Below are 23,706 nucleotides of genomic sequence, written 5' to 3' on the forward strand. Positions count from 1 at the left end.
GGACTACGAGAGGTATCCAGATTGTAAATATTCGCAAACACAGATAAGTGCCGGGGCACATAACGTGCCCCGGCTTACCTGTTCGCGGCCCGTAAGCCGCTGAAACTACTTGACGTCGACAGTCGCGCCAGCGTCAACGAACTTCTTCTTGATCGTCTCGGCTTCTTCCTTCGTCACGCCTTCCTTGATCGGCTTGGGAGCGCCATCAACCAGGTCCTTGGCTTCCTTCAGACCCAGGCTCGTGACTTCGCGAACGGCCTTGATGACGTTGATCTTGTTGGCGCCAGCGGCGGTCAGGATCACCGTGAACTCAGTCTGCGCTTCCGCAGCCGGAGCAGCAGCCGCAGCCGCACCACCAGCAACGACCACCGGAGCAGCCGCCGCAGCGGAGACGCCCAGGGTCTCTTCCAGTTCCTTCACAAGCTGCGCAGCTTCCAGCAGCGACAGTCCGACAATCTGTTCCTTCAAAGCAGCCAAATCAGCCATGACCTTATCTCCAATATTGATTCAAAATTCGTTGTGGTTCGGCTATCTCCGGCAAAAGCGGCGATTCTGGAGTTTTCGGGCGGCCGCCACGCAATCACTGCGTTGCTTCGACTCGTGCTCCGATTTCGGAGCTCTCCTGCCGCTGCCCCAGACAAGGCTGCGGACTGAACCTGCTTTCGACAACAGACAACACAAGCCGTTACTCACCGGGACGACCGACAACGGGCGTCCGCCCGGCGTGGTGCAAGCCCGAAGGCGCGCACCGGAACCCTTTCAAACTGCGGCACAGGTCTGAGCTGCCGCGCGCTTAGGAAGCGATTAAGCCGAAGCCGCCTCGCCACCCTTGAACTTGCTTTCCTTGACGCCCTGATCGACCACGACGGCCATCTTGCGTCCCACGCCAGCCAAAGCCGTAGCCAAGCGCGTAGCCGGAGCGTTGAGCAGGAACAGCAGCTTGCTGTACAGCTCGTCCTTCGAAGGCAGGCCCGCCAACGCATCGATCTGCTTGATGTCGACAACCTTGCCTTCGACCACGCCAGCCTTGAAGCTCAGCTCTGGATTATCTTTTGCATACTTAGTCAGCGCCTTCGCCAGGGCGACAATGTCTCCCTGCGTGTAGGCGATCGAGGTGCGGCCCTTCAGCGACTTCGCAACCTCTTCGAATGCCGTGCCAACCGAGGCGCGCTCGGCCAAAGTGTTCTTTACTACGCGATACTTCGCGCCTGCTTCGCGGATCGACTTGCGAAGCTGGTCGTCCTGGGCCACGGTGAGCTTGCCGTATTCAGCGATGAAGCCGTTTTCTACACCCTTCAACTCGCCGGCGAGCACTTCAACCTGTTCGATCTTCTTTGCCTTAGTAACAGCCATTGCAGTTCCTTCTTGAAATCTTGTCTGGGGCGGGGTAGTGCCCGCCGGCAGCCTCGCGGCCGCTCAAACCTCTTGGGGCACTACTTCGTCTTCAGTGCTGCTTCCAGCGCCAGCGTGTCCAGCGGCACTCCGGGGCCCATGCTCGAGCTAATGTAGCAGCCCTTGATGTACTTGCCCTTGGCAGCGACCGGCTTCGCCTTAATGACGCTACTGATGACTGTACGCGCATTGTCCACGAGCTTGTCGGAAGTAAACGAGATCTTGCCCACTGGCACGTGCACCAGTGCCGTCTTATCCGTGCGGAACTCGACTTTGCCGGCCTTCACTTCGGCGACGGCCTTGGCGATGTCCAGCGTGACGGTTCCGGTCTTCGGGTTCGGCATCAAGCCGCGGGGACCCAACACCTTACCGAGGCGACCCACCGAACGCATCATGTCCGGCGTTGCGATCACGGCATCGTAATCGGTCCAGCTTTCCTTCTGGATCTTTTCCACCAGCTCTTCGCCGCCCACGATATCCGCGCCTGCCGCTTCGGCTTCGCGCTGCTTTTCGCCGGTGGCGAGAACCAGAACCTTCTTGCTCTTGCCGAGTCCGTGCGGCAGAACCACCGTGCCGCGAACCATCTGGTCGGCATGCTTTGGATCGACACCCAGACGAAGGGTCACATCGACCGTTTCGTCGAACTTAGCGAACTTCACCTTTTGCAGCAGTTCGACTGCTTCCGGCAGAGCATAAGCGCGAGCTTCTACCTGGGCGCGAGCCTTCTCAATGTTCTTTCCTGACTTCTGTGCCATTCCATACTCCTGTCTTCCACCGCTGCCAACTTTCCGACTCTCCCGCGATGTTCTGCGTTCTTCGAGTCCCCCGTGACCGTTTCCTTGGACAGGGCTGACGAACCGTGGTTCTTGCGACCGGGGATCTGTGCGATCCACGGAAGATTTCTTTCGCCCACCAGCGCGCAGTGTTCAGGTGGCCCACTCAACATTGTATTCGTTGAGTGGGGCTACTGATTCAATACTAAACTATGCGGTGACTTCCAGGCCCATCGAACGCGCCGTGCCCTTCACGCTCTTCACGGCTGCTTCGAGCGATGCGGCGTTCAGATCCGGCATCTTCTGCTTGGCAATTTCAAGAACCTGCTTTTCGGTCACCTTGCCGACCTTATCCTTGTTCGGTGTGCCCGAACCCTTGGCGATGCCAGCCACTTTTTTCAGCAGCACGGCTACCGGCGGGGTCTTGGTGATGAAGGTGAACGTACGATCGCTGTAAACGGTGATGACCACCGGAACGATCAGTCCGGCAAGTTCCTTGTTCTGCGTGCGAGCGTTGAACTGCTTGCAGAACTCCATGATGTTGACCTGGGCCTGACCAAGTGCGGGACCAACCGGAGGTGCCGGAGTCGCTTTGCCGGCTTCGATCTGCAGCTTAACGGAACCTGTAACTTTCTTTGCCATTGCTAAACCTTCCTTGTTGCCTTGCCACCTCGGAGTCTAGGGTTTTCGGCTCCGCAGTACTTTGTGACAGAAGCTGAAATCGTTACGCCAATACCTTTTCCACCTGGCCGAATTCCAACTCCACAGGAGTCGAGCGACCAAAGATGGTGACCATCACTTTCAGTGTTTCGCGGTCCTCGTTAACCTCGTCCACCACGCCGGTGAAACTCGCGAAGGGGCCTTCGGTGATGCGAACCGTTTCGTTCTTTTCGTACTTGATCTTGAGCTTGGGCTTTTCCTTGCTGTCAGCTACGCGATAGACGATCTGCTTGACTTCTTCATCCGACAGGGGAGTCGGCTGCTGGCCCGTGCCCACGAATCCCGTGACCCGGGGCGTGGACTTCACCATGTGCCAGACTTCATCGTCCATGTCCATCTCAACCAGAACATAGCCGGGATAGAACATGCTTTCGCGGGTGTACTTCTTGTTGTTGCGGATTTCCGTGACCGTCTCGGTCGGAATCAAGACGCGGCCCATGCGGCTCTCCAGGCCAAATGCCCGGATGCGCGACTCCAGAGACTCCCGAACCTTCCGCTCGAACCCCGAGTAAGCGTGGATGATGTACCACTTCATCCGCGGGTTCCCGGACGTCTCCGGCGACTCCGACGCAGGCGGAGTGGCGGGCGCGCCGATCTCAGGAGTTCCCTCGGATGATGATTCCTCGGGCTTTCCTTCCGGCATCTGTCCAGACCCGTTGCTCTCGTTATTAAGATTGTCTTCCATAATTCCCCTGCGCGCCGGCCACTCGGACTGCGCGGCGGGCCCTCATTAGTGTGTGCTGAAGTACTTAAAAACCCCGTCCAGCGAACGACCAATCACGCCGTCAACCGCCCAGAAGTAGGCACCGAAGATGAACACCGTGATGATCACCACCAAGGTCGTGCCTTCCACTTCCTTGCGTGTCGGCGTCGTCACTTTTCGCATCTCATTGCGAACGTCGCCGTAAAACGACTTGATACGCTCAGGCAAGCCTTTCACCTGTTCCACGAAACCGGGTTGCGCGGTTACCGCTACTGTCTTTGCCATACATCCTGCTTTCGCTTGAGAACCCCTGGCGGATTCCACCAAGCCGCTACATCTGAGATCTGTTTGCCATGGAACCATGAAACAAGGTCATGGCAGGGGCGGAGGGATTCGAACCCCCAAAAACGGTTTTGGAGACCGCCGGTTTACCGTTGAGCCTACGCCCCTCTGTTACTACCGGACTTCGCAAACCTTATAGCTGTCCACCTTCGGCGCCTTTGGCGCGAAGCGCGTGGACAGCTCCCGCGAGCTTACTTAACTTCGCGATGGTCCGTGTGCTTGCGACACTTACGGCAGAACTTGCTGAACTCGAGACGTTCGGTCGTGGTCTTGCGGTTCTTGGTCGTCGAGTAGTTCTTATTCTTGCACACAGTGCACTGGAGCTGACAAATTTCGCGGGGCATCTACTTCTCCTTTTACCCGACAGGTTCCCTGCCGAGCCTTGTCCGGGTCCGTGCCCGGAAATCGACGACTGAATAACTCACTCGCCGAGGTGCAGCTTGAATCTCAACTGAACCGGGAGTCCCAGACCCGCTTCTATCGGCAGGCCCGGGTTCCCAATCCCTAATCTCAGAGTTACAGAATCTCGGAGATCGTGCCGGCGCCCACGGTGCGGCCGCCTTCGCGAATCGCGAAGCGCAGACCCTTTTCCATGGCCACAGGCGTAATCAGTTCCACTTCGATCGTAACGTTGTCGCCAGGCATCACCATCTCGGTGCCTTCCGGCAGCTTCGCCACCCCCGTCACGTCCGTCGTGCGGAAGTAGAACTGCGGACGATAGCCGTTGAAGAACGGAGTGTGACGGCCGCCTTCTTCCTTCGACAGCACGTAAACTTCGCCCTTGAACTTGGTGTGCGGGGTGATCGAGCCGGTCTTGGCCAACACCATGCCGCGCTCGACGTCTTCCTTCGCAATACCGCGCAGCAGCAAGCCAGCGTTGTCACCGGCCATACCTGCATCGAGCTGCTTCTTGAACATTTCGACGCCGGTCACCACCGTCTTGCGGGTGTCGCGGAAGCCCACGATTTCGACTTCCTCGCCAACCTTCACCTGACCGCGCTCGATACGGCCGGTCACCACCGTGCCGCGGCCCGAGATCGAGAAGATATCTTCAATCGGCATCAGGAAGGGCTGATCGATGGCACGAGCCGGCAGCGGAACGTTCTTATCCACCGCTTCCATCAGCTCGTCAATCGTCTTTTCCCACTTCTCTTCGCCATTCAGCGCGCCCAGCGCCGATCCACGAATCACCGGCAGATCGTCGCCCGGGAACTTGTACTTCGACAGCAGTTCACGAACTTCCATCTCGACCAGGTCGATCAGCTCAGGATCTTCAACCGCGTCGCACTTGTTCAGGAAAACCACGATGTAGGGCACGCCAACCTGGCGGGCCAACAGCACGTGTTCCTTGGTCTGCGGCATCGGACCGTCGGTCGCCGCCACCACCAGGATCGCGCCGTCCATCTGCGCCGCGCCGGTGATCATGTTCTTGATGTAGTCGGCGTGGCCCGGGCAATCCACGTGGGCGTAGTGACGGTTGCCCGTCTCATACTCCACGTGCGCCGTGGCAATCGTGATACCGCGCTCGCGCTCTTCCGGCGCATTGTCAATCGAGTCAAACGAGCGGAACTTGATGTTCGGATTGTGCTTTGCCAGCACCTTCGTGATCGCCGCCGTCAACGTCGTCTTGCCATGGTCAATGTGACCAATCGTTCCAACATTCACGTGCGGCTTGCTGCGGTCAAATTTCTCTTTCGCCATTGCCCTTTGCCCTAAATATTACGGTGAATTTTTTGCGTACTTCTCGCGCAGACCCGGTGCTGGTTCGTCGGGATCGGCAACCGCCACTGATGTTACTTGATTCGCGGCAGAATCCGTCTTGCACCACAAGGCGACCTGCGCGTTCCGGCCCCGCCGGCTACTCGCAATCGCCTTCACTCAATCCCCGAACCCACAACAGCCCTCCCCAAAGGGAGGGCCGCGGTTAGGTTCGGCCTTACTTAGAAAATGGAGCTGATGACCAGGATTGAACTGGTGACCTCTCCCTTACCAAGGGAGTGCTCTACCAACTGAGCTACATCAGCATTTACAACTCGCAGTATATACGACCTGCAGAACTTCTGGAGCGGGAGACGGGAATCGAACCCGCGACCAACAGCTTGGAAGGCTGAGACTCTACCACTGAGTTACTCCCGCCCGCTACAACCTACTCTTGCCCGGAACGGCTACGCTCTTCCAACACTTCGCGCCGGTAATGAATCCAGCTTCGAAACGCGAACAACGCCAATAACACCAGCGCCACTCCGCGAACACTTACATCCAGCAATGGCGCGCCATCAGGTCCGGTGACCGTCCTGATTGTTTCCGGACTTAACGTCGTCCATTCCAGTACGCCAAGCCCAGCGAAGATGAGCATCGCAATTCTGAACTTCTTCGCTGTCGCCATACGCCTCAATCATACGCCGCCACGGCGAGCCATGCTCAAGCCGGACAGCAAAAAATGGTGCACAGGGGAGGATTCGAACCTCCGTAGACCTAAGGCCGACAGATTTACAGTCTGTTGGTTTTAACCACTCACCCACCTGTGCGAAAACTCTTCTGAATAGCACCGAAGTGCGCATCGGTTCCGCGCTAACTTTTGAAAGATCTGACAGGCATATGACCCGCCGCGGAGCAATCTTTGTGTCTGGCTCGCCGAACGCTTACGGCCAGACCCGCAAAACCGAACCTCACCGCTGGCGGCAATCGCCGCACAATCAGCCTGTCCGGTAGATCCTGTTGGAGGGCGTTTCTTCGAAAAGACGACCGCACTTGGGATCTTGTCTCGCCGTGCATCCGCTGGTGCATTGCGAGACGGAACTTGGAGCTGGCGAAGGGATTTGAACCCCCGACCCTCTGATTACAAATCAGATGCTCTACCAGCTGAGCTACGCCAGCCCACCAAAGCCGTTTCCTGCCAAACCACTACCGCGCTTCGGAAAACTGAACCGGCGTCCGGGACTCCAAAGCGAAGATAGCACGTGACCCTGCATTGCGCAACTCGCTTTCCGTTACCGGCGCCTGGTGCTAACGTCGTGCTATCATTCGGCACCAAGCATGATATTACCTGAAAAGTTTTGGAGTGGCTACCAATCCGGCAAGCCCGCTTTTGCCGCCAACTCCTCCTCATCTGCTCGCACTCTTTTTTCCGCCTGCGCGACATCCCTTCGCATCCGCGTTCGCACCGCCACCACCCAGTCATGAGAGCCAGGCGTCGCCTATTCATCATCTCGATTTGTGTTCTGTTGTTTGTAGCAGCCGTGGCCTCGGTGGTGCTGCTGCGCAAGCAGGCCGCGCCCGAAGCTGCAAGACTGCTGCCTGAAGCCGATGCCGTTATCTACATCGATTTCGGCACGGTACGCAACCTCACCGCCTTCGATCAGCAGCAATTGCCGCGACTGGCTCCGGGCTATGAACAGTTCGTCAAAGACACCGGCTTCGCCTTTGAACGCGATCTCGACGAAGCGGCAATGGCCGTGCATCGCAGCCCCAATCGCGGAGCCACGCGCTATTCGGAAATCCTCGTTGGTCACTACGACCAGATTAAACTGGCGCAATACCTGCGTCAGCACGCGCGCTCGATCGAGAATTATCGCAATGTCGATGTGTTCGCCATTCCGATCGAGAACCGCACATTGCGGGTCGCGTTGCTCGCGATTGACACTGTGGCGATCTCCAACGTCGATGACCCGAGCATCGTGCACGGCATGATCGATCGCTTCAAGAAAGTCGCGCTGCCTTTTGGCGGACCGGTTCTTGTTCGAACCTACTACAACAAAGTTCCGCTCGGCAGCCTGCTCTGGGCCATTTCTCGCATTCCGGCCTCCAACTTCGGATCCAGCACAAAGGCTCAGCAGGCGTCATCGTTTACGCTACCGGGAGGCATCGACGTTGGACTGCCCAGCGATAGCGATGTCGTCGTCTCGTTGCGCATGTTGACCACCATTCATGCGCGAGCCGAGTTTTACACGCAAAGTGAGGATGCAGCGCGGAACTTCACCGAGCAGACCTCCACGTTTCTCACTTTGTTCCGCAGCATTCAGGCAAACACGGCTCCGGGGCCAGGAGATACGGACGTAAAAGCTGTTTTCGATTCGATCAAAGTCACGCAGAAGGGCGAGCGCGCTGAGGTCACGGCGACGATCCCACCAAGCTTTCTGCGCAAACTTGTGAACGATCCGACACGCAGCGTCACCGGCGAGGAACCCACGCCCGCCGCTCCCGCGACCCAAACACCGGCAGCAAAACAGCCTGCCGGTAAACAAAAGTAAAGCGGGCCTGCAAAGGCCCGCTCAGCAGTTCTCACACCTTCCCTCCCTGCATCCCATTCATCACGCAAATTTCTGCATTTGGGGGAGGAGATGAAGAAAATTCGTTTTGTACTAGGTTCGACGCTATTGATTTCCGCGCTGCTGGCAGGCACCGGATGCGCCGAACGCCGCCACGGCTACTATGACCCTTACTACCATGACCGCCATCGTTGGGGACCAGACGAAGACCGCTATTACCACGAGTGGTATGTGCGGACTTATCCAAACCGCGATTATCGCGAATACCGGCGCCTCGAAAAGAAAGAGCAGGAGCGCTACTGGCATGAACGTCACGAGCACGATCGTGACCATGACCACGATCACGATCACCACTGATCGGCTAAGCCCCACCCTGAAATGGCACGCTGGAGTTCAGGATGGGGCGCTCGCCCTGATCACCACTTGTTCATTCCGCCCACAGTACCGACCACACACTCTGACATCGAATCCTCAACTTGTGTTCCAATAAATCCGTGCTCCTTGAGCTTCGCAATCTCACGGTTGAGTTCCCCACGGCCCGTGGGCCGGTCGCGGCCGTGCGCGATATTTCGCTCGCGCTCAACTCGGGAGAAACACTTGCCCTGGTAGGGGAATCTGGCTCCGGCAAGAGCGTCACTTCGCTGGGCATCATGGGGCTGCTTCCGCCGCAGGCACGCATGACAGGCGAAGTGATGCTCGAGGGCCTCAACCTGCTCAACGCCTCGCCAACCGAGTTGCAGCAGCTTCGCGGTACCCGCACGGCAATGATTTTCCAGGAGCCCATGACCGCGCTCAATCCTGTGATGCGCATTGGAGACCAGATCGCTGAAGCCGTGCTCGCCCACGCGCCCGCCACGACACGCGAGCAGGTTCGCCAGCGCGCCATCGAAGCCTTGCTCGAGGTCGCCATCCCCGACCCCGAACGTCGCTGGCGGGACTATCCGCACCAACTCTCCGGTGGCCAGCGCCAGCGGGTGATGATCGCCATGGCCATTGTGAATCGCCCCGCACTGCTCATCGCCGATGAGCCCACAACGGCACTCGACGTCACGGTGCAGGCACAGATCCTGGCGCTTCTGGACGACCTTCGGAAACGGCTCGGACTTGCCATGCTGTTCGTCTCGCACGACCTGGCGGTCGTCAATCGCATCAGCGACCGAATCGCGGTGATGTATGCCGGGAGAATCGTTGAGACCGCTTCTTCCGCCGAGCTTTTTGCTCACCCGGCACACCCCTACACGCGAGGACTGCTTGGCTCGATTCCAACTCTAAAGACAGATCGCAGCGAACCCCTGCGCACGATTGAAGGCTCAGTGCCATCGCCTGGAGCACTGCCGCGAGGATGCGCTTTCGCTCCGCGCTGCCCTCTGCATATTGCGCCGTGCGATGCAGCGGTTCCGGAGCTCACGGAGGTCGCGCCTAGCCACTTCGTACGCTGCATCCGCGCTGGTGCAACCTCGTAGCTGCCGATCTGCGCGGCGGCCACTCCTCGGCTCACCCTTTTTTCGAATCGTCATCGACAGTGACTGCGGCGAGCACGGCCCGCACGGTTTCCGAGATTCGGTCCAGCATCAGGGATGACTCTTTCACCAGCTTGCGCACATCCTCGGGAACGTCCGCGTGTGTCTGCATCAGATGCATGGTGAAAGTCATTGCCGCGAGCGGGTTGTTGATTTCGTGCGCCAGTTCATTCACCAGTTTGCGCTTACTGGACAACTCGCTTGCCAGCCGCTCCGCTTGCTGCGCTCGCACGTGCTCGCTCAAATCCACCACGTATGCCGCCCATTCCAGCGGCTCCAGACTTAGCCGCACCGCTCCACACATTGCGGGAGTGCGCTTGCCATCGCGCGTAACAAATTCCTTCTCGTAAGGCACACATACGCCGTACTCGCGCAGTTGCTCGATGCCGTTCTGGTCGAGTTCATGATCCTCAGGAGCGCTCATGGCTGACCAGTGAATGGCTTTGGATCTGATCTCCTCGCGCGTGTAACCCACCATTCGCAGGAACGCATCGTTAGCATCCATCACCGCTCTTTCGTTGCTCATCACGACGCCCAGGTGGGCCGAGCGAAACAGGTGCGATAACGAATTCTGCAGCGATGCGGGAACCTCCGACTGGTAGGCGCGGATGGAGATCTCCAGCAGTGCATGGTGGCTCTCTCCCATGCGCAGCACGTCGTGGACCAGGGTGCTCAGGTTGATCCCCAGCAGGTTTGCCTCGATCACCTGTGCAATCGTGCGCTGCAGAATTCGCGTTTCCGTCACAACCTGCGGAATCGTGTATCCCTGCTGGTAGCGCACGCGTCCATGAATCTGTGCCGCGTGGAATGCCTGCGCGCTGATTTCATTCGAGGCCTCGTCGATGCGCGCAATTAACTCCTTGAGCACATCGCCAATGTGATCTGTGCGCTCCTCCCTGGTCAACCGGATCGCCATGAGATCAGGCTGCTGCTCGACTTCCTGCAGCCAAAGGTCTGTGATCGCTTGCAGTCGGTTGCGCAGGACGTCGGAAACCCGCTGCGTTCGCGTCAGTGGCGTGGATTTCCGTGGATTCTCCGCCCTCTCCAGTATCGTATTCACGAGCACATCGATATCGGTTGGCTTTACGAAGTAATCGTCCACCTGATTGCGAATGGCGCGCAACGCCGTTTCGAAATCCGGGTAGCCCGTTAGGATGAAGGTCGCGGCTTCCGGTTGCGTCCTGCGCATGGCGCTGACAACGGTGAAACCGTCTCCTGGTTCGCCAATGTTCATATCCGACAGCAGGACGTGAAACCGCCGGCTATGGATCAGCTCCAGCGCCTGGGGGACGCTGGAGGCGGTCGTAACATCCATGCCGCGCGCTCTCATGAGTTCCGAGAACGTCTTCAGCAGAGCGGCGTCGTCGTCGACCAACAGTAAACGTTTCACTCGGAAACTTATGATGCACAATCGGTGAGTTGAACACGCATAAGAACTGCGGGACGCGCACTTTTCTCGTGGATAACACTCCTACGCCCCACCTGCATCCCATTCTCCAGCAAGCGTTAAACTCGCACCCGACGCCTGAAACCTTTATCATGCAGACGCGGGGTTTTGCCGCCCCACACGGAGGCACCCATGTTCGGATTCACGCGCTATAACTACGACCGTTTTCGCCGAGAGATGCTGCAGGGCCACGCTTCTGACCGCTGGAGCCGGGCTCCGGAGCCCGGCGATGAAGCGCCCGGCTTCGAGTTGCGCTCCCTTTCCGGCGACGTGGTCAAACTCTCCGATTTCAAAGATTCCCGCAACGTAGTCGTCACGTTCGGTTCGGCCACCTGTCCGCAAACTGCCGCTTCGATAGGCGGCCTGCGCTCGCTCGCCCGCGAGTTCCCGCTCTCAGAGGTGGAGTTCCTTTTCATCTACGTGCGGGAAGCGCATCCAGGCGCCGAACTGCCGCCGCATCACTCCATGGCCGAAAAGGCGCGTGCCGCGATGCTGCTGCGCGAGCAGGAACACATCGATTTCCCCATCCTCGTCGATGAACTTGGCGGCGAGACCCACCGCAAGTACGGCGCACTGCCCAATGCCTCGTTCATCGTGGACAAGAGCGGAAGGATTGCCTACCGCTCGCTGGCCAGCCATCCTGCTTCACTCGGCGCCGCCCTCGAAGAACTGCTCGAGCGCCAGAAAGAGCGTGGCGTTCAGCACGCCATCGTGCACGGCGGCGAAGACACCATAACGCCGTCGCTCAAAACCTTCCTGAACGCCTACCGTGCGATCGAGCGCGGTGGATACGACGCGGTAGTCAATTTCCGTGGCGAACTCGGCTTCCCTGGCCGCGTAGTCCTGCGCGGCGGGCGCCTGGCTCGTCCCATGACTGAGCACCCGGCGATCACGATCACGACTGCTGTCGGCGTCGCTGCCGCAATTGGTCTCGGCATCTGGGCGGGATACGAACTGCGCAAGCGCCGCTTTGCGCGCCGTCCTTATGACGCCTATCGCAAGCTCGAACACCGCCCCGCCGACGAAGACGATTACAGCGCCGTCGGTATCTGAGCGAAACATTTCGGCCCTTCACCAATAAGCGCCTCCGGTCTGGTGCCCCACCTCTGCCCACCGTTGGCAGAGGTGGGTGTTTTGCTTTTGCTCTCGTAGTTACTTTTTGTCAGCCTGAGCGAATCAAACGATCGCTACGAAGTTCCTCTCTCCGACATAATGTGTTTGACATAGTAACTCTACATATGTAGAGTTACTCGCGCCATGCTCACCCCGGTTCGACTCTCGCCTCAAACGCTTCTGCTGCTCGACGCCCTTGTTGCCGATGCATTCTCCTGGCACTACGGCTACGACCTCAGCCACGCGACCGCGCTCAAGTCTGGAACGCTCTACCCCATCCTCATGCGTCTCTGCGAACGCAAATGGCTCGAGACCCGCTGGGAACCTTCCAAGGAGGGTCGCCCGCCGCGCCACATGTATCGCCTGACGGGAGCCGGACTGAAAGCCGCACGTAATGCCCTGACGAGCGATAGCCGCAAGGGTGCGAAAAGCCGTCCCATCCTCGGCCAAGCAGGCGCCCAATGAAGACGCTCATCGAAGTCTTCACTCGCTGCCTTCTTAAACTCGCCGTGTCCATCAATCCTCCGGAGCAAAGCGAGTGGACATCCGCGATGCTCGCCGAATCCGACCTGATCAGTTCACATTTCGAAGCTTTCCGCTGGGCTGTCGGCGCGCTCTCTTTCTCCTGCCGATGCCGACTGCTCGCCGCGCCAGCCACTATATGGGAGAACCTTGTCATGAATCGCACATCGCGTTTTTCCGTGCTCGCACTGCTGGCTGTGATCTCGGCGCTGTTTGCCACCTCAACGTTTCGCGATGCTGCCGAAATCCTGCCAGCTTCTCTCCGCCTTGCCTCCGGCCATTCTGTAATCAGAGCGGATCAGCTTCGACACATCGCAATCGAGGCTGAGCGAAGCCGCGATGCCTCGGCTCTCGCCTTTGCTTCCATCCATTTCGACAGTTCCACAGGTTCGTCGGAAGCTATGAGCTTCGCCAATAAGGCAATCGCCATCGATCCCTCCCTCTCGTGGATTCGCTATTTCGTAATTCGCAACTACTGGCGGCTCGACAACTCGAGCACCACATTTGCGGCTGAAATTCCGCAAGTGATCGCGTCCGACCCCGATAACGCGGTTGGATACCTGCTGCTGGCCGACTCCATTCATCGTGCCGATGGCAAGCTGATGATTCACCGCGCCGAATGGCAATCGGCCATGAACCACGCCTTCTCTGCACCCAACTACGACAACTATCTCTATCGCCGTCTGCAACTCTACCGCCAGGTGATGAAGAGGCACGACCTGCCACCTTTGGAGGCGACATCAGCGATGCTCGCCACAGGATCTGTCAGTGCCTCAGACGTTATGTCGTACGGCAAGCAGTTGATCTCCTCTGGAAACTCGCGGGACTGCGCCAAGGTCATTCGCTTCGCTGCCATGATTCAAGGCGGACAAACAACCTTCGAATGGTACATAGGAGAAAACTTGCGCAATCTCGCGCTTCCAGCTCTCGGCAAGCAAGTCTCATTGCCGCTCGCTGCTCCGCCCCGCACAGTGTTCGCGTCAGCCAGCTACTCCCAGATCTCCTCCGGATACCAGTTGGACGCGATTGTCGTTCAGATATCTTTGTTACTCGCCGTTCTAGCCACCTCAAGCGCTTTGATTCTTGCAGCCATCGTTCTTCTTCGCCGCAGTGCTTCCGGGCGACTGCAAGGCCTGCTTCGTGCAACCGTGGCAGTCGCAATCGCGGATGTACTTCTCACCTTCATCGCCTATATCCCTTTTGCCATTGCATACCGTGCGTACCAGCGCGCGGCGACTGTGCAAGACGCAGCTATGCACGCGACAGCATTCAAAGCCTTTCACACCTTGCCGTGGAACGTTTACCTATTTTTCATCAGCAAACAGGCGTCTTTCTACGGGTGGCAGGCGTTGATCCTGGGCCTCGCGACGGTCCTACTGCTGCGCATAGCCTTCCACATTCCGCGCAATCGGCGGAATGCAGTGCCCCACGCAGTCTGATTTCACGGCTCGGACTTGTCCGGAGCGATCGACATGTGACTTTCGTGCGCTGCATGTATACATATAAGTCTTTCCAGTGTTGTACGATCGGCCTACCCTGAAGATTCCTGTCCTCTCAGGTGTCAGGTGATCTACTTCACAGGAGCGCGCTGTTGCCTCGCTTGGTTCACAATCGGCTCTCGCTTGCAAAACTCTTCATTTCTGCCCTGCTCGTGATTGCGATCTCTCCCACGGCGTGGTCGCAGGCATCTCCCGACGAGAGCCTTGCCGACTACGCTCGCCGGATCCGCAGTGAAAAGAAGAATCGCGTTCTGGTGAATGCCGAACAAGGCAGAGAACTGCTCAAGGCCGTCGATGAGATCACTACCTTTTCCAGCCAGGACAGCGGATTCCCAAAGCTTGCTCCCATCCGGCGAAAGCTCATCGGACGCACCGAAGCCGAGAAGCACCTCACTCACCAGGCACAGGAAGAAGCCGACATGGCGCGCCGCACCGAGGAGACGACGATCGTGCTCGAGAAGTTCGGCATGCTACCGCCAAATTTCAAGCTGCAGGCCGCTAGCGACGATTACGTTATGAGCGGCATCGCGGGTTATTACCAGTTTTCGGACAAGACCATGTATCTGCTCAACTGGATCCCGCTGGAATTGCAAAAGACGGTGATGGCCCACGAACTGACGCATGCCCTGCAGGACCAGAACTTCGATCTCGACAAGTTCTCCAACGCCAAAGTGGTCGCGCCCAAAGCGCAACTGAAGGTCGCGCAGGAAGACACGGCTGAGGGAACGCTGGCGCGCCGAGCTGTGATCGAAGGTCAGGCATCGCTGGTCGGCGTCGATTATCTGTTGAGGGATACGGGCATAAGCTTTGCGGACTCACCTCGCGCCCGCGATCTAGCCGAGCAATTTGTACAAGAAAGCTACAACCCTCCTCTTTCGGTTCACAATGCGCCGCGAATCCTGCGTGACATCATGCTGTTCCCATATCGCGAAGGAATGCAGTTTGAACTGGCTCTGCTGGAGCACGGTGGACGTCATGAGGCTTTCCGGGAAGCATTCCGCCGCCCGCCGGTCAACACGCATCAGGTGCTGCAACCCGCCGCTTATCGCAGTAACGAGCGCACGCCAGTGGTTGAGATTGGCGATCTCAACCCAGTACTCGGCAAAGCGTATGAGCCCTACGACTGCGGAACTCTTGGCGAATTCGACGTGCAGATGATGGTCCAGGAATTCGGCCGCGAAAATGATATCTACTCGGTCGCGCGCAACTGGAATGGTGGCTCCTATGTTGCGATGAAGCGCGCAGGACTGCCAGCCGACAAACAAGTAAACACGGCCGACATTTCGCTGATCTATGTCTCCCGCTGGAAGTCGTCGGAAGCCGCGCAGCGCTTCGGCACCATTTATCTTCAGGCGATCCAGAGACGCATGCCAGCCAGCACCGCCACTCAATCCGAGTGTGATGAAGACAAGTGCTTCAGCGCGTTGTGGGAGCAGCACGCCTCTACCAGCGAAGGGCCCGTAAACATCGAGCTCTGGCCCGGAAACTTGCTGGTCATCACCCATGGCCTTGATGACGCAACCGTGGCAGCCGTGCGCCCCTTGGTACTACACCCACAGCATGCGCGTGCCTCCATGAATCCGCAGGAACTCACTCCGCGCCTCTTCGCCATCCCTGAATTCCAGGCGCTCTCGCATCAACTCGGCGAGGAGTTCAACCGCGAATTCGTGGAACGCTTAAAGCAATAAACGATCTTTTCCCCGATACAACTACAAGAAGAAAGGCGCGGACCTAAGTCCGCGCCGTGTTTTCTCGCGACGCCAAATGTCGCGAGTTCCTCAGCTACCTCAACAACTGACGAATTACGTACTGCAGGATTCCGCCATGCTGGTAATACAGCACCTCCTGCGGAGTGTCGATTCTGAGCGTAGCGTTGAAGATTTTCACCGTTCCATCTGCAGCCGTCGCCTTTACCTGCACGGTCTTGCCCGGAGCGAAGTTCTTCAGCGCCTCATCGAGTCCTACAATCTCGTAGCTCTCTTCTCCGGTGATGCCGACCGTGTCCGGCGTCTGTTCCGGCAGGAACTGCAGCGGCAAAATTCCCATGCCCACCAGATTCGAGCGGTGGATGCGCTCGAAGCTCTCGGCAATCACTGCTCTCACGCCCAGCAGCAGCGGCCCCTTGGCAGCCCAGTCACGCGACGAGCCCGAGCCATATTCCTTTCCGGCAATCACGATGGCTGGCACGCCCTCGGCCTTGTACTTCATCGCCGCGTCGTAGATCGTCATCTCCTCGCCGCTCGGAATATGTTTCGTGTAGCCACCCTCGATGTGCGGCACCAGTCGATTGCGAATGCGCGTGTTAGCAAAGGTTCCGCGCATCATGACCTCGTGGTTGCCACGCCGCGAGCCATAGGAATTGAAATCCACCGGCTGCACACCATGCGCGATCAGATACTTGCCCGCCGGACTGTCCTTCTTGATCGACCCTGCCGGAGAGATGTGATCTGTCGTCACCGAATTGCCCAGCCGAGCCAGCACCCTCGCGCCTTTGATGGAGGTCACAGGTTTCGGCGCGAGGTCCATCCCCTCAAAGTAAGGCGGGTTCTGGATGTAGGTGGATTTCGCATCCCACGCGTAGGTATCGCCCGCCGGAACTTTCAGGCCCCTCCAGCGTTCGTCACCCTCCAGCACGCTGGCATAGCTCTCACGGAACATCGACGAAGTGATCACCTTTCTCACCACGTCATCCACTTCCTTCTGCGTCGGCCACACGTCCTTCAAATACACCGGGCCATCGTTGCCCGTGCCGATCGGATCGTGATACATGTCGATCATCTCGCCCGCTAGAGCAAAGGCCACCACCAGCGGCGGCGACATCAGGTAGTTCGCGCGTACCTCGGAGTTAATTCTTCCCTCGAAGTTTCTATTGCCTGACAGCACGCTCGCGACCACAAGGTCATTCTCCGCCACGGCATCGGAGACCGGCTCCGGCAGCGGACCGGAGTTTCCAATGCAGGTCGTGCATCCATATCCCACGAGGTTGAAGCCGATCTCATCGAGATACTTCTGCAATCCTGCTTCGCGCAGATACTCTGTCACTACCTTTGACCCCGGAGCCAGCGAGGTCTTCACCCATGCCGGACGCTTCAAGCCCTTCTCAACAGCCTTCTTTGCCACCAACCCGGCCGCCACAAGTACATTGGGATTCGAAGTATTGGTGCAGCTAGTGATGGCCGCGATCACCACACTGCCATGTCGCAACGCAGTCTTGTAGTCGGTCGAGTTGCGATCCGCTCTCACCGTTTCCGGCTTCGTAGTCTTCGCGTCGGGCTTCAGCAAGGAAGGCAGCGCATTGCCAAACGATGCCGCAGCCTGCGACAGCTCAACGCGATCCTGCGGACGCTTCGGCCCGGCAATCGAGGGCTCAATCTGTGCCAGATCGATATGCAGCACGTCGGAATACTCGGGCTCGGGCGAACTTGCGGTGTGGAACAGTCCCTGCTCTTTGTAGTAAGCCTCCACCAGCGCAATCTGCTCATCGCTGCGTCCGGTCAACCGCAAATACCGCAGCGTTTCCTCGTCCACCGGGAAGATGCCGCAGGTCGCGCCGTACTCGGGAGCCATATTCGCAATCGTTGCGCGATCCGCCAGCGTCAGTGTTCCGAGACTCGGCCCGAAGTATTCGACGAATTTGCCAACCACGCCTTTCTTGCGCAGAGCTTCGGTAACGGTAAGCACAAGGTCGGTGGCGGTTGATCCTTCTCTCAATTCTCCGGTGAAGCGCACGCCCACCACCTGCGGAATCAGCATGGACGCCGCCTGCCCCAGCATGGCGGCCTCGGCTTCGATGCCACCTACTCCCCAGCCCAGCACGCCCAACCCGTTCACCATCGTTGTGTGCGAGTCGGTGCCCACCAGCGTGTCCGGATAGGCCACGGGATTCTTGCCCGCCTGCTCCAGCACGAACACCACGCGGGCCAGATACTCGATATTGATCTGGTGCACAATGCCCGTATCCGGCGGCACGATCGCAAAATTGTGGAACGCGCCCTGTCCCCAGCGCAGAAACGCATATCGCTCCTGGTTGCGCTGGAACTCCATCGCCGCGTTCAGGTCGAACGCCTTGGCAGAACCGAACTCATCCACCTGCACCGAGTGGTCGATCACCAGCTCAGCCGGTTGTAGCGGATTGATCTTGGTCGCATCGCCGCCCAGCCTTGCCATGGCGTCGCGCATAGCCGCAAGGTCCACCACAGCAGGAACGCCCGTGAAATCCTGCAGCAGCACGCGGCTCGGCATGAAAGAGATTTCCTGCTCGGAAGCGGTCTTCGCCGTCCAGGAACCCAGCGCGCGAATCATCTCCGCCGTCACCGTTACTCCATCTTCACGGCGCAGCAGGTTCTCCAGCAGAATGCGCAGCGAGAAGGGCAGCCGCGCAGTGTTGAATCCGTGTTTATCGAGAGAGGAAATGCGGAAGAAGTCGTACTGCTTGCTCCCAACCTTAAGCGAAGAACAGCTGCCGAACGTATCCATAGATCGCCTTGAGTGTGGAATTTTCGGGCGAACACGGCCACCCCGCCGCATTCCCCCTCCAGGCCAGCCCGGCTCCCCGCAGACACCCCACTGCGAATCGCCCTACCGGCCGAATACAACAGTGTATGCCGAACCGCAGAATCGCGAAACTGCGGCCCTAGCGTGCGCTCGAACTTACAGTTGTACGCTCCGCTGTGGTGAAGTAATCTGCTCCGGAATCAGAAAACGCACAGTTTTCTCAAGGTCGCCATGGAAGTTCGCTTATTCGCCAGATTCGAGCGCTGCAAGCAGCCGTTCTGGTGCTTGTCCTAGTCACTGCGTCTCTTCTCATAAATATTTTCCATCCCTTTCTTCCTGCTCAGAAGTTCAAGACGATCGAGGCGGGCAAGGTCAACATTGTCGAGAAGGGGATCGTGAAAGCCACACTGTCCAACTCTGCAGGATTCAAGATCCACGGACGTGCTCACGACGATGTTCGTTTCTCCGGCCTGATGTTTTACAACGAGGAAGGCGAAGAAACGGGAGGCCTGGTGTACCAGGGAAAGGCAATTCCCGGCGGGCAGGACGCAAGCGTCTCGATGACATTCGATCAGTACCGGCAGGATCAAAACATCTATCTTCATCATGACGAGCACAAGGATGCGACCGGCTTCACAATCGACGACGGACTCTCCGTCCTGACACGCCCCGATTTCACAAATCAGAAAGAGGAATATCAACTTTACGGTCAGCTCGACAAACTTCCCCAGCCGGAGTCCGATGCACTTAAATCGCAATCAGCGCAAGCAGGAAACATAAGCACCGGGCGAGTCTTTCTCGGTGTTCGCCGCGGCCAGCAGAACGGTCAGGCTTACGACAACACTGGAGTCTTTATCAGAAACAAGTGGGGACGGTATGCAATGAAGATCTATGTCGATGACGACAACAAGCCTCATTTTGAGGTGTTCGACCCACTTGGAAAAACGGTACTGTACGATCTCGTCGCGAAACACTGAAGCGCGCACGGGGGCGTCACATCCTGAGCGGAGCGAAGGCTCCTCGAGGTGCCCTTACTCCTCGCACTGTACCTCGTCCACCGCCACCCGATCTCCCCTGACGACTCCCAAACTCACTCGCTCCGAATGCGGATGCACGACACCCAGAACTCTCCCCCGCACATCGAACTTCCATAGCGTCTCCGCGGCGCACGGAAGCGTTACCGTGATACGTTCGCGCCTCCGATCCTCGGCCATCCCCGTGTGCTCCTTCACTTCCCCCGGGGCCGAGCTTCGCAGCCACGCGGTAAGGATCAGCTTGCCATCTTTGCGCTCCAGCAAATGCACGATCGATTTTGACTTCTCCTGCGCGTCCACTTTCATCCGTGTATCAGCTACACGCACCGGATGCTCCATCAGCCTGCTCGCAAATTTCATGGCATAGAACGCCGGCTTGGGGCGGCCATTCACATCCTCGATTCCGAGATGCGAATGCACCTTGTCGTCCGGCATCCTCTTGTCCGAGTAGCGGAAATCATCGATGCGATACCACCCAGCCAGACTCGCATCGCCCTCAGCCACGGCCAAGGCAAAGGTCTTAAAGAGAAACTCCGCCGCATACCGCTGCGTATGCTCGTAGCCGTAGTAAACATCGCCTCCCGAACTCGAAGCCTGCGCCGGGCGGTAGCGGTAGTCCGCATACCCCAACTCATTCATCCACATATCGAGCGGCTTCGGTGTTGCCTCGATCATCTTCTCCATCTTTCGCGCCCGCGTGCCGTAGGTCTGCTCTGCGCGTTCCTGATCCCAGGATTCCGGATAGCCGTGCATAGCGACGACGTCCACCCAGCGATAGATCTCCTGCGGCCCCATGAGCCCGGCCATAAATTCCGCCGGTCCGTGACTCATCCCGGCAAGCACGATCACCGCGTCCGGATCGCCCTCGCGCACCGCCTTCGCACCAGCCCGCACAAGTTCGGCGAATTCCTGCGGGGTGCCGCGCCAGTAGTCCTCCATATCCGGCTCATTCCACAACTCCCAGCTCTTGATGCGACCGCGGTATCTTGTTGCGAGTGCCTTCATCATCCGGGCAAACATCGCCGCATCCCGCGGCGGCTGCTCCCAGAACAACTCCTTCTTCCGCGCCGCCCACTCCGGCGTGTAGGCCACGTACGGAATCACCTGCACTCCCGCTTTCTCGGCCTCATCCACCAGCATGTCCCAGAACGCGAAGTTGTACTTCCCCTCCTCAGGCTCAATGCCGTTCCAACTGAAGGCACAGCGCAGATAACGCGCTCCCACCTCGCGTGCCACGCGCAGATGCCTGCGCACCCGCGTCCGCGTATCGCGGCCATCGAAGTAGTCATCGCCAATGGCAAATGCCATCTGGAAGTATCCTTGAGCATCCGTCTGCGCCCGCCGCGAAACCACGAAACGTTTCAGCGGGAGTCCCTTTTCCTGACGCGGAGCAGGAGCCTGCGCATGCCCGAGCAGCGCGATTGCCAGAAATGAAATGAAGAGCGATCGTCGAACCCACATAGGTCCCGACAGCTTCACCTCAGCTTCGCGCTGGTGTCAATTCCAGAGCTCCTGTTGATGTACTGTGGTCACATGGATCGATGTTTTCGCGTTGCCCTGCTCAGATTCCTCAGCTACTCTGCTTTGGACTCAGTCTCTTTCAGAGGTCGATATGCGTAATCGTCTCCCGCTGGTGCTTCTCCTCGTCTCTATTGCGACACTCAGTGCTACAGCCCAGATTCGCGCCACGACCGAGGACGGTCGGGCCGTAGTTCTTCGCAGTGATGGGACGTGGAATTTCGTAGCACAGCCTGCAAAGCTGTCATCTGCCGCGCCGCGGTTTCAGAAGAGCGTATCAGCTACGCAAAGGATCGCTGCTCCTCACGGAGAATTCTCGGTATTCATAGATCCCGCGCGTTGGAAGAGAAGCAAGAATGATGATAACAAGCTCACTCTCGAGTCCAGCAATGGTAAGGGCTACGCGCTGTTTATCTCCGAGGCGATCTCCATCCCCACCAGTTCCCTTCGAGAGCTGGCCCTGCACAACGCGCAGAAAATGGATCCCGGCGCACACATCGTTGCCGAAGAAAAGCGTGTCGTGAACGGCCGCGAGATTCTCTGCCTTCAGATGGAAGCCAGCTACCTGAACATTCCATTCACATATTACGGCTACTATTACGGCGGCAGTTCCGGCAACGTTCAGCTCGTCGCCTTCACGCAACGGGCGCAGTTCCCGGAGGTAAAAGCTGAATTCGATGACTTCCTCGATGGTCTCGAAATCACCGACACGCCGGTGGCCGACGTACCGGACGTTCAATCGCTTTCACTCAATGACGGACACTTCCATATCGCCTTCAACACCCGCAAGTGGAAGTCACCGGAGAAACTTGAAGGGTTCAAGCTCCGGCTTACGAATCTCAAAGGAAACGCATGGGTGCTGCTCATTCCTGAGAATCTATCCTTCCCACTCGACTCGTTCCCTGATTTCGCTTTGAACAACGCAAAAGAGCAGGACCCGAATGCCAAGGTGCTCCTGCGCGAGAAGCGGAAGGTGCACGGACAGGATGTGTGGTGTCTCAAAACTGCCGCCACGGTGAGCGGGCTTCCGTTCATCTACTACGGCTATTACTACAGCGGAACAGCGGGAAGCATGCAGGTGGTTGGCTATACGACGACCGGCACCTTCCAGGAAGTTGAATCGGATTTCGCCGAAATCATGGATACGCTCGAAATTAGCTCCTCCGCGAAAGCTGGCGAAGAGCACTGATCCTGGCATAGCACGGTGCACGACTGCCCACCTTGCATTAGAGCGTTCAGGAAGGGGTGCTCGGCTATCTTTTCCGAACGCCTCCGCTCAGTACCTTCCGCATCACGCCATTGCTCTCCACACGCAAGAACCCACGCGCATCCAGCCCGCGAGTAACGCCCTCATAGCCGCCGTCTTCTTCGACTGTCACCGCGCAATTGCAGCAATAGCTCGAGTGTTTCTCAAACCGCCGCAGAATGCTTTCCCGCGCGGAATCCACTCCCTGCTCCAGCGCCTTCTGCTCGCGGTCGAGGTCCCTTAACAATGCCGCGACTAACTCCACGCGAGAGAATCTCCTTCCCGCCTGCATTCGGAGCGAAGTCGCAATCGCAGCCAACTCCGGCGAAAACGCAATGTTATTCACATTCATCCCAACGCCCACAACCACAAACCGCACCTTTGAGAACTCCGCATTCAGTTCGGTGAGAATGCCGCAGAATTTTTTGCCGCCCATCATCACATCGTTCGGCCAGCGCAGATCACCCCACAATCCCGTGACCTCGTGCACGGCCTCCACCACCGCAAGGCCCGCGACCAGCGACAGCGTAATCGCATCTGTTGGCGTCAGCCGCGGACGCAGCAGTGCCGAACAGTAGATGCCATCGCCCAGATCGGATTTCCACGTATGGCCAGCGCGTCCCTTGCCTGCCGTCTGCTCCTCTGCCAGCCACACCGCTCCTCGGTAGCTTGCGCTTCCATCGGCGTTGGCTCCGAAATCCGTTGCGCCTGCGCGCATGGCGGTGGCGTTCGTCGATCCAATTGTGACGTAGTGGTGCACGTTCCCGGCGAAGATCGTCTCGGCAATCCTCGGCTCCAGGACTTGGGCCAGCGGCACGTCCGCTTCGCCTTCGAGCTGCCATCCATCCACGCTTGAGCCCACTACCGGAATACCCATCCCGCGCAACTGCCCGGCGATCTTCGGCAGATCGCTCTCGCTCACCCCCGCCTCCGCGGCCCACGCCTTCGCACTAAGCTCTCCTCGCGAATGTTCGAGCGCTAGCAGCGCCCGTCCCAACTCTGCACCTGTCTGTACGTTCTCTTCGGCCATGCCAAGAGTATAGAAGAGCTTGTGCATCGCAACGCGCGGCCATGTGGCACCGTTCTCGACAGCATCGATGTGAAATCACGCCGCC

22 protein-coding genes and 5 tRNA genes are annotated in these 23,706 nt (G+C 58.4%); 9 read left to right on the top strand and 18 right to left on the bottom strand.

The features are described 5' to 3' along the window. Nucleotides 1–105 precede the first annotated feature (105 nt). The 14 genes from rplL to AC6IY8_RS14410 all read right to left on the bottom strand — a co-directional run bounded on the left by rplL (nt 106) and on the right by AC6IY8_RS14410 (nt 6,807). Nucleotides 106–486: a 50S ribosomal protein L7/L12 gene (gene rplL / locus AC6IY8_RS14345; protein WP_497775209.1), complete on the bottom strand. Its 381-nt coding sequence runs from the start codon at nt 484–486 to the stop codon at nt 106–108. A 318-nt stretch (nt 487–804) separates the two neighbouring features. Continuing rightward, complete coding sequence (rplJ, locus tag AC6IY8_RS14350; RefSeq protein WP_497775210.1) at nt 805–1,353, bottom strand: 50S ribosomal protein L10; 549 nt, start codon at nt 1,351–1,353, stop codon at nt 805–807. Between the two features lie 80 nt (nt 1,354–1,433). Then, nucleotides 1,434–2,147: a 50S ribosomal protein L1 gene (gene rplA / locus AC6IY8_RS14355; protein ID WP_497775211.1), complete on the bottom strand. Its 714-nt coding sequence runs from the start codon at nt 2,145–2,147 to the stop codon at nt 1,434–1,436. 228 nt (nt 2,148–2,375) lie between these two features. After that, nucleotides 2,376–2,807, bottom strand: coding sequence for a 50S ribosomal protein L11 (gene rplK, locus AC6IY8_RS14360; RefSeq protein ID WP_497775212.1), 432 nt, complete (start codon nt 2,805–2,807; stop codon nt 2,376–2,378). Nucleotides 2,808–2,889: 82 nt separating this feature from the next. Continuing rightward, nucleotides 2,890–3,570, bottom strand: a complete 681-nt coding sequence (gene nusG, locus AC6IY8_RS14365; protein WP_497775213.1) for a transcription termination/antitermination protein NusG — start codon at nt 3,568–3,570, stop codon at nt 2,890–2,892. A gap of 45 nt (nt 3,571–3,615) precedes the next feature. Next, nucleotides 3,616–3,873: a preprotein translocase subunit SecE gene (secE, locus tag AC6IY8_RS14370; RefSeq protein ID WP_497775214.1), complete on the bottom strand. Its 258-nt coding sequence runs from the start codon at nt 3,871–3,873 to the stop codon at nt 3,616–3,618. Nucleotides 3,874–3,963: 90 nt separating this feature from the next. Next, nucleotides 3,964–4,038: transfer RNA gene (locus AC6IY8_RS14375), tRNA-Trp, on the bottom strand. An 83-nt stretch (nt 4,039–4,121) separates the two neighbouring features. Further along, entirely contained in the window at nt 4,122–4,274 is a 153-nt protein-coding gene (gene rpmG / locus AC6IY8_RS14380) for a 50S ribosomal protein L33 (protein ID WP_497775215.1), read from the bottom strand. Between the two features lie 172 nt (nt 4,275–4,446). After that, the gene (gene tuf, locus AC6IY8_RS14385) at nt 4,447–5,631 is read right to left on the bottom strand and encodes an elongation factor Tu (protein ID WP_497774670.1); all 1,185 of its coding nucleotides are present in this window, start codon (nt 5,629–5,631) and stop codon (nt 4,447–4,449) included. A 247-nt stretch (nt 5,632–5,878) separates the two neighbouring features. Next, nucleotides 5,879–5,954, bottom strand: a tRNA-Thr gene (locus AC6IY8_RS14390). Between the two features lie 37 nt (nt 5,955–5,991). Further along, nucleotides 5,992–6,066: transfer RNA gene (locus tag AC6IY8_RS14395), tRNA-Gly, on the bottom strand. A gap of 10 nt (nt 6,067–6,076) precedes the next feature. Further along, nucleotides 6,077–6,316 carry a hypothetical protein gene (locus AC6IY8_RS14400; RefSeq protein WP_497775216.1) on the bottom strand — a complete coding sequence of 80 codons (240 nt, stop codon included), beginning with the start codon at nt 6,314–6,316 and terminating at the stop codon, nt 6,077–6,079. Nucleotides 6,317–6,371: 55 nt separating this feature from the next. After that, nucleotides 6,372–6,458: transfer RNA gene (locus tag AC6IY8_RS14405), tRNA-Tyr, on the bottom strand. Between the two features lie 273 nt (nt 6,459–6,731). Next, nucleotides 6,732–6,807 (bottom strand) — tRNA-Thr (locus AC6IY8_RS14410). A gap of 302 nt (nt 6,808–7,109) precedes the next feature. Between AC6IY8_RS14410 and AC6IY8_RS14415 the strand changes: the two genes are divergently transcribed. The 3 genes from AC6IY8_RS14415 to AC6IY8_RS14425 all read left to right on the top strand — a co-directional run bounded on the left by AC6IY8_RS14415 (nt 7,110) and on the right by AC6IY8_RS14425 (nt 9,661). Next, nucleotides 7,110–8,180: a hypothetical protein gene (locus AC6IY8_RS14415; RefSeq protein ID WP_497775217.1), complete on the top strand. Its 1,071-nt coding sequence runs from the start codon at nt 7,110–7,112 to the stop codon at nt 8,178–8,180. Between the two features lie 90 nt (nt 8,181–8,270). Next, complete coding sequence (locus AC6IY8_RS14420; protein ID WP_497775218.1) at nt 8,271–8,555, top strand: hypothetical protein; 285 nt, start codon at nt 8,271–8,273, stop codon at nt 8,553–8,555. Nucleotides 8,556–8,692: 137 nt separating this feature from the next. Then, nucleotides 8,693–9,661, top strand: coding sequence for an ABC transporter ATP-binding protein (locus AC6IY8_RS14425; RefSeq protein WP_497775219.1), 969 nt, complete (start codon nt 8,693–8,695; stop codon nt 9,659–9,661). Between the two features lie 31 nt (nt 9,662–9,692). Here AC6IY8_RS14425 and AC6IY8_RS14430 read toward each other — a convergent pair whose 3' ends face one another. After that, nucleotides 9,693–11,108 carry a response regulator gene (locus AC6IY8_RS14430; protein ID WP_497775220.1) on the bottom strand — a complete coding sequence of 472 codons (1,416 nt, stop codon included), beginning with the start codon at nt 11,106–11,108 and terminating at the stop codon, nt 9,693–9,695. A 189-nt stretch (nt 11,109–11,297) separates the two neighbouring features. On the opposite strand from AC6IY8_RS14430, the gene AC6IY8_RS14435 reads away from it, so the two are divergent. The 4 genes from AC6IY8_RS14435 (at nt 11,298) to AC6IY8_RS14450 (ending at nt 15,987) form a co-directional block, all read left to right on the top strand. Next, entirely contained in the window at nt 11,298–12,218 is a 921-nt protein-coding gene (locus AC6IY8_RS14435; protein WP_497775221.1) for a peroxiredoxin family protein, read from the top strand. Nucleotides 12,219–12,422: 204 nt separating this feature from the next. Continuing rightward, nucleotides 12,423–12,743 carry a PadR family transcriptional regulator gene (locus tag AC6IY8_RS14440; protein ID WP_497775222.1) on the top strand — a complete coding sequence of 107 codons (321 nt, stop codon included), beginning with the start codon at nt 12,423–12,425 and terminating at the stop codon, nt 12,741–12,743. Further along, complete coding sequence (locus tag AC6IY8_RS14445; protein ID WP_497775223.1) at nt 12,740–14,239, top strand: hypothetical protein; 1,500 nt, start codon at nt 12,740–12,742, stop codon at nt 14,237–14,239. The genes AC6IY8_RS14440 and AC6IY8_RS14445 overlap by 4 nt, the downstream gene beginning before the upstream one ends. Before the next feature lie 152 nt (nt 14,240–14,391). Next, nucleotides 14,392–15,987, top strand: a complete 1,596-nt coding sequence (locus AC6IY8_RS14450; RefSeq protein ID WP_497775224.1) for a hypothetical protein — start codon at nt 14,392–14,394, stop codon at nt 15,985–15,987. A gap of 94 nt (nt 15,988–16,081) precedes the next feature. On the opposite strand, the gene acnA is transcribed toward AC6IY8_RS14450, so the two are convergent. Continuing rightward, nucleotides 16,082–18,775: an aconitate hydratase AcnA gene (acnA, locus tag AC6IY8_RS14455; protein ID WP_497775225.1), complete on the bottom strand. Its 2,694-nt coding sequence runs from the start codon at nt 18,773–18,775 to the stop codon at nt 16,082–16,084. Between the two features lie 299 nt (nt 18,776–19,074). Here acnA and AC6IY8_RS14460 point away from each other — a divergent pair, with 299 nt between their 5' ends. Beyond that, nucleotides 19,075–19,770, top strand: coding sequence for a hypothetical protein (locus AC6IY8_RS14460; RefSeq protein ID WP_497775226.1), 696 nt, complete (start codon nt 19,075–19,077; stop codon nt 19,768–19,770). Between the two features lie 54 nt (nt 19,771–19,824). On the opposite strand, the gene AC6IY8_RS14465 is transcribed toward AC6IY8_RS14460, so the two are convergent. After that, nucleotides 19,825–21,288, bottom strand: a complete 1,464-nt coding sequence (locus AC6IY8_RS14465; RefSeq protein WP_497775227.1) for a GH39 family glycosyl hydrolase — start codon at nt 21,286–21,288, stop codon at nt 19,825–19,827. Nucleotides 21,289–21,439: 151 nt separating this feature from the next. On the opposite strand from AC6IY8_RS14465, the gene AC6IY8_RS14470 reads away from it, so the two are divergent. After that, the gene (locus AC6IY8_RS14470; protein ID WP_497775228.1) at nt 21,440–22,534 is read left to right on the top strand and encodes a hypothetical protein; all 1,095 of its coding nucleotides are present in this window, start codon (nt 21,440–21,442) and stop codon (nt 22,532–22,534) included. Nucleotides 22,535–22,598: 64 nt separating this feature from the next. On the opposite strand, the gene AC6IY8_RS14475 is transcribed toward AC6IY8_RS14470, so the two are convergent. Continuing rightward, entirely contained in the window at nt 22,599–23,648 is a 1,050-nt protein-coding gene (locus AC6IY8_RS14475) for a biotin--[acetyl-CoA-carboxylase] ligase (RefSeq protein WP_497775229.1), read from the bottom strand. Between the last annotated feature and the right edge of the window lie 58 nt (nt 23,649–23,706).

The organism is Koromonas soli (assembly GCF_059726265.1).